Origin of the sequence: Pseudomonas sp. (genome assembly GCF_041601375.1) — a bacterium.
Lineage (GTDB): Bacteria > Pseudomonadota > Gammaproteobacteria > Pseudomonadales > Pseudomonadaceae > Aquipseudomonas.
Genome location: NZ_JBFIIG010000245.1, coordinates 1 through 5,206 on the forward strand (window position 1 = coordinate 1; position 5,206 = coordinate 5,206).

Genomic DNA, 5,206 nt, shown 5'->3' on the forward strand with positions numbered 1-5,206 from the left:
CATCCAGTTGCAGGGTGCCACTGCTGTGCAGTGCTTCAATCCGCGGCGCAATGTTCGCCGGGTCGATCTGATCCGGCCAGTCGCCCATCAGGCCCATGATCACCGCGGTGTCACTGCCGTGGCCGACGCCGGTGGCCGACAGCGAACCGTACAGGCGCACTTCCACGCGCTGCACCCGCTCGAGCAGGTGACGCTCGCGCAGCGCGCCGGTGAACAGCGCGGCGGCGCGCATGGGACCGACGGTATGCGAGCTGGAAGGCCCGATACCGATCTTGAACAGGTCAAACACACTGATGGCCATGGCCGACTCCTAAAGCGTTTGCACGTCCCGAGAGGCGCGCGTTGCGAAGGATTGTCGGCTGCTACAGGCGGCTAAAACTGTCTAACGTCGACCCGAACGTGTTCAGAGTCGCCAGGAGCGTAGCAGCCCACCGGAGCGGGCTTTGCTCTGACGGCCCGATTGCGCCGCGGCGCCCTGCAACTTTCGGCCTATCCTCCCGGCGCCCTCGCTGTGCTTAGATAGGCCGACTTGCCCTGCGCACAAGGATGGCCATGCCCCTTCGTACCCTGCTGCTGACCGCCCTGGCCATGCTCGCCTTTGCCGGCAATTCGCTGCTCTGCCGCCTGGCGCTGAAGGAAACCGAGATCGACGCCGCCAGTTTCACCAGCCTGCGTCTCGCTTCTGGCGCCCTGACCCTGTGGCTGTTGCTGCGCCTGCGGCCCGGCAATGGCGCGCTGGCCGGCAGCTGGTCCGGCGCCGCCGCGCTGTTCGCCTATGCCGCGGCGTTTTCCTTCGCCTATGTCAGCCTGGATGCCGGGGTCGGCGCGCTGCTGCTGTTCGGCGCGGTGCAGGTCAGCATGCTGCTGTGGGGGTTCTACCGCGGCGAGCGCTTCACCGCGCCGACCGCGACCGGCCTGCTGCTAGCCCTGGGCGGTTTGCTCGCCCTGCTGCTGCCCGGCGCCAGCGCACCGGCGCTCGGCGGCGCCCTGCTGATGCTGTTGGCCGGCGCGGCCTGGGGCGTCTACTCGCTGCTCGGCCGCGGCAGCGGCGACCCGCTGGCGGTCACCGCCGGCAACTTCCTGCGGGCCACACCGCTGGCGCTGCTGGCCAGCGCGCTGCTGCTCGGCCAGGCCAGCTGGGATGGTCCCGGGCTGCTCTACGCCCTGCTCTCCGGCGCGCTGACCTCGGGCATCGGCTACGCCGTCTGGTACACCGCCCTGCGCGGCTTGAAGGCGTTCCAGGCCGCCACCGTGCAGCTCAGCGTGCCCATCATCGCCGCCCTGGCCGGCAGCCTGCTGCTCGATGAAGCCCTGAGCCTGCGACTGCTCCTGAGTTCGCTGGCCGTGCTCGGCGGCATCGCCGTGGTGCTGAGCGCCAAACAGCGCGTCTGAAGCGACCCCAGCTGCAGATTGGTGCCGAGCGAGCCGCACACAGTCGCCAATAGGGCTAACCTGACGACAACAGGCCGTGCCTCAAGCGAAAGCCGCGGCACCGCTGTCTTCCATTGCGTCCCGTCCATCATCGGAAGCCCCACCATGCAGAGTCCCCGTCCAGCGTTCAGCCACCTGCTGCGCCTCCTCGCCTGCGGCCTGCTGCTCGGCCTCGGCGCCTGCAGCAGCCTGGTCCCACGCGACCCGTTGCACATCGACCTGGTCGGCCTGGAGCCGCTGCCGGGCGAAGGACTGGAGATGCGTTTCGCAGTGAAGCTGCGGATCCAGAACCCCAACGACGACGCCATCGACTACAACGGCGTGGCCCTGCAGCTCGACATCAACCAGCAACCGCTGGCCAGTGGGGTGAGCAACCAGAGCGGCCGGGTGCCGCGCTTCGGCGAAGCGGTGATCAGCGTGCCGGTGAGCATCTCCGCCTATTCGGTGATGCGCCAGGCCTGGGGCGTCAGCGGCTATAAACCGGGGCAGGACCTGCCCTACGCTTTGCGCGGCAAACTGGCCGGCGGCCTGTTCGGCACCATGCGTTTCCGCGATTCGGGCACCTTGAACTGGCCCGAGCCGGCGGGCGCCCCCATGCAACCCTGACCAACCTGCCCGCATAGCGGAGGGCACAGGAGTACGCGCCATGCACACCGCCCCCCACCTGCAGGCCCTGCACCAGCAGGGTTTCGTCGTGCTTCCCGGGGTGCTCGACGCGCAGCAGATCGCCGCACTGCGCGCGGCCATCGACCGCCTCAGGCCGCAGCACTGGGACTATTCCGGCCTGGTCGACCACTACAAGTGCGTGTTCAACCGCGACCCGTTCTGGCTGACCTACCTCGACCAGCCGGGGGTGATCGAACTGGCCGAGGCCGCCCTCGGCGCCGATTGCCACATCATTGGCCAGACGGCCTGGCGCAGCCGCCCCGGCTTCGTCGGTGCCGAACTGCACCTGGACTACCTGGTGATGGAGTTGCCGGAGGCGTTGCTGGCCGACCCGGCCTTCGAGCTGCCGATGCAGATCTGCACGGCGCATTTCTACCTCGACGACATCGACGCGGACCTCTGCCCGACCCGGATCATCCCCGGCAGCCACCGCGCCGGGCGCAAGCCGCTAGCGGGCGAGAACCAGTGGCAGGGCGTGCCGGCGCAGCCGCTGCTGTGCCGTGCTGGCGACGTGCTGATGTTTCGCAGCGAGCTGTGGCATGCCGGCAGCCACAACCGCACGGCGGATCGCACGCGCTACCTGCTGCAGGTGCATTACGGCCGGCGTATGGTCGCGCAGAAGTTCTCGCCCTACCTGAGCTGGCGTTTCGATCCCGCGGTGCTGGCCGCCTGCACGCCACGCCAGCGCCGGCTGCTGGGCGAGCACGAGGAAGCGGAATACGACTGAGCGGCGGTGAAAAAACGCTCGCCTGCTGCGACCGCCCCCAGACGCCCGAGCGAAACAAGCCGGCAGGATCTCCGATAACAGCCCACGCGGTACTGCCCGGGCCTGCGCCTCCCGGGTTTTACACAAGCTTTACATCTACGCCGGGAGCTTCTCGCCGCCCTGCCAGTCGAATCTGTATCCGGCCTCTGCCGACGATTTGCGGGAGATCTGCTCATGATTGCGCGTATTCCTTTACTTGCGGTGCTTGTAGCCAGCCTGGCACTGGCTGGAGAGGCATCGGCACGGGGTTCCGATCGCAATGCCGTGATTGCCGGCGCGGTGGTCGGGGCCGTGGTGGGCGGCGCCATCGTCGCCGGTAGCCGCTATGACCGCGCGCCGGTGCATGTGGAAATCGGCGCGCCGCCACCACGGGTGTACTACGAGTCCTATCCGCGCTACTACCATCCGCCTCCCGTGCACTACCGGCCCTATACGGTGGTGGTAGAGCCGCGCTACCAGTACCGCTCGGGCCACAAGTTCCGCCACCACAACAGGCATCACTACCGCCGGCATCACTACCGCAATGATCGCTACCGCCAGCACCAACGCTATAACCGCGGTCATTACGCGCCACGCTGGTAGCGCTGCCTCTCTGCCCCGCCCTGGCGGGGCGCAGACCGGTCTGAATAACAGGCTACGGGGGCAGCGCACGCCCGGATGCGCTCAAATCCACGGCAAAACCCTATATAATCTGCGGCTTTCCATCATCCTGACCTCAAGGACCCGCCGTGAGCACTCTGCCCGCCTGCCCCAAATGCAATTCCGAGTTCACCTATGAAGACGGCCAGTTGCTGATCTGCCCGGAATGCGCCCACGAGTGGTCCGCCGACGGCGCAGGCGACGCGGCGACAGACGACGACAAAGTGATCAAGGACTCGGTCGGCAACGTGCTGCAGGATGGCGACACCATCACCGTGATCAAGGACCTCAAGGTCAAGGGCTCCTCGCTGGTGGTCAAGGTCGGCACCAAGGTCAAGGGCATCCGCCTGTGCGACGGCGACCACGACATCGACTGCAAGATCGACGGCATCGGCGCCATGAAGCTCAAGTCCGAGTTCGTGCGCAAGGTCTGAGCGAGCGAGCGTTCCCACCGCCACGTGGGAACGCTCAGGCAGAATCTGCACCGCACCTCTGTCCACCCGGATTGGCTGCACCCGGGGTGCATCGCGCACAGCAAGTCACCCCGCGCCCATAGAACCAAAAAACCAGAAAACTCCTTGTCTTAGAGCGACTTGCAGGCCCCTGGCCAGCTGTTGCGGCACTATCATGCGCAGCTTTTTGCTCAGAGCCCTCCATGCCGCGCCTGATCGCCCTGTTCTGCCTGCTGTTCGCCGTATCCGTCCACGCCGACGCCCCGCAAAATTTCGCCGCCGCCAAGAAAATCGCCTGGCGGCTCTACGCCGAACGACCGAGCACCTTCTATTGCGGCTGCGCCTACGACGGCAAGCAGGTCGACCTGGCCAGTTGCGGCTATAAGGTGCGCAAGCAACAACGCCGCGCGCAGCGCCTGGAATGGGAGCACGTGGTGCCGGCCTGGGTGATCGGTCACCAGCGCCAGTGCTGGCAGCAGGGCGGTCGCAGGAACTGCACACGCAGCGACCCGCTGTTCAAGGCCGCCGAAGCCGACCTGCACAACCTGGTGCCGAGCATCGGCGAAGTGAATGGCGACCGCTCCAACTACGCCCTCGGCATGCTCGGCGACAAACCCCAGCAGTACGGCGCCTGCCCCATGGTGGTCAACTTCAAGCAGAAAACCGCCATGCCCCCCGAACAGGCCCGCGGCGCCTCGGCGCGCATCTACCTGTACATGGCCGACCACTACAAACTGCGCCTGTCCAAGCAGGACAGGCGCACCTACGAAGCCTGGCACCGCCAGTACCCGGTCAGCGAATGGGAGCGCTGGCGCAACCAGAAAGTCGGCTGCGTCATGGGCCGCGGCAATCCCTATATCGGCGCCGTCGACCAGGGCCGTTGCCCAGCATTGCGCCGCGCCGGGGAGGCCCGCCGCAGCAGCGGCTGACGCCAGAGAGGCGTTTTCTGCAGGAGAGGCCTACTTCGTAGGATGGTGCGGGCCGCGTAGGATGAGCGCAGCGATACCCATCACAGCCGAATAACAGACCCCATAAAGCGTCAAGGCCGCAGTTGCTGCAGATAAACGGCCAGGGCGCCGATCTGTGCGTCGCTGAAGTCCGCGGCGATCGACATCATCACCGAACCGGCGCGACTCGGGTCCTTGTCGCGAAAGCGGGTCAGCGCCTTGCGCAGGTACTCGGCCGGCTGCCCGGCCAGGCGCGGGGTGTTGTCGCGGCCCTCGGCATGCACACCGTGGCAGCCGGTGCAGAG

At 66.9% G+C, this 5,206-nt stretch carries 8 protein-coding genes; 6 read left to right on the forward strand and 2 right to left on the reverse strand.

Going from position 1 to position 5,206, the window contains the following annotated elements:
• Positions 1 to 301, reverse strand: a 301-nt coding sequence (locus tag ABZE94_RS20135; protein WP_372877381.1) for a serine dehydratase beta chain, incomplete at its 3' end; no start/stop codon positions are given.
• 251 nt (positions 302 to 552) lie between these two features.
• On the opposite strand from ABZE94_RS20135, the gene ABZE94_RS20140 reads away from it, so the two are divergent.
• The 6 genes from ABZE94_RS20140 (at position 553) to ABZE94_RS20165 (ending at position 4,883) form a co-directional block, all read left to right on the forward strand.
• Complete coding sequence (locus ABZE94_RS20140) at positions 553 to 1,392, forward strand: EamA family transporter (protein ID WP_372877810.1); 840 nt, start codon at positions 553 to 555, stop codon at positions 1,390 to 1,392.
• A 144-nt stretch (positions 1,393 to 1,536) separates the two neighbouring features.
• Entirely contained in the window at positions 1,537 to 2,037 is a 501-nt protein-coding gene (locus ABZE94_RS20145; RefSeq protein ID WP_372877812.1) for an LEA type 2 family protein, read from the forward strand.
• 40 nt (positions 2,038 to 2,077) lie between these two features.
• The gene (locus ABZE94_RS20150; protein WP_372877814.1) at positions 2,078 to 2,824 is read left to right on the forward strand and encodes a phytanoyl-CoA dioxygenase family protein; all 747 of its coding nucleotides are present in this window, start codon (positions 2,078 to 2,080) and stop codon (positions 2,822 to 2,824) included.
• A 213-nt stretch (positions 2,825 to 3,037) separates the two neighbouring features.
• Positions 3,038 to 3,445: a hypothetical protein gene (locus ABZE94_RS20155; protein WP_372877816.1), complete on the forward strand. Its 408-nt coding sequence runs from the start codon at positions 3,038 to 3,040 to the stop codon at positions 3,443 to 3,445.
• 146 nt (positions 3,446 to 3,591) lie between these two features.
• Positions 3,592 to 3,936 carry a zinc ribbon domain-containing protein YjdM gene (locus ABZE94_RS20160; protein ID WP_238042484.1) on the forward strand — a complete coding sequence of 115 codons (345 nt, stop codon included), beginning with the start codon at positions 3,592 to 3,594 and terminating at the stop codon, positions 3,934 to 3,936.
• 221 nt (positions 3,937 to 4,157) lie between these two features.
• Positions 4,158 to 4,883 (forward strand): endonuclease, encoded by a 726-nt coding sequence (locus ABZE94_RS20165; protein WP_372877818.1) that lies wholly within the window; start codon positions 4,158 to 4,160, stop codon positions 4,881 to 4,883.
• Between the two features lie 110 nt (positions 4,884 to 4,993).
• Here ABZE94_RS20165 and ABZE94_RS20170 read toward each other — a convergent pair.
• On the reverse strand, positions 4,994 to 5,206 hold a 213-nt coding region (locus ABZE94_RS20170; protein ID WP_372877820.1), incomplete at its 5' end, for a cytochrome c.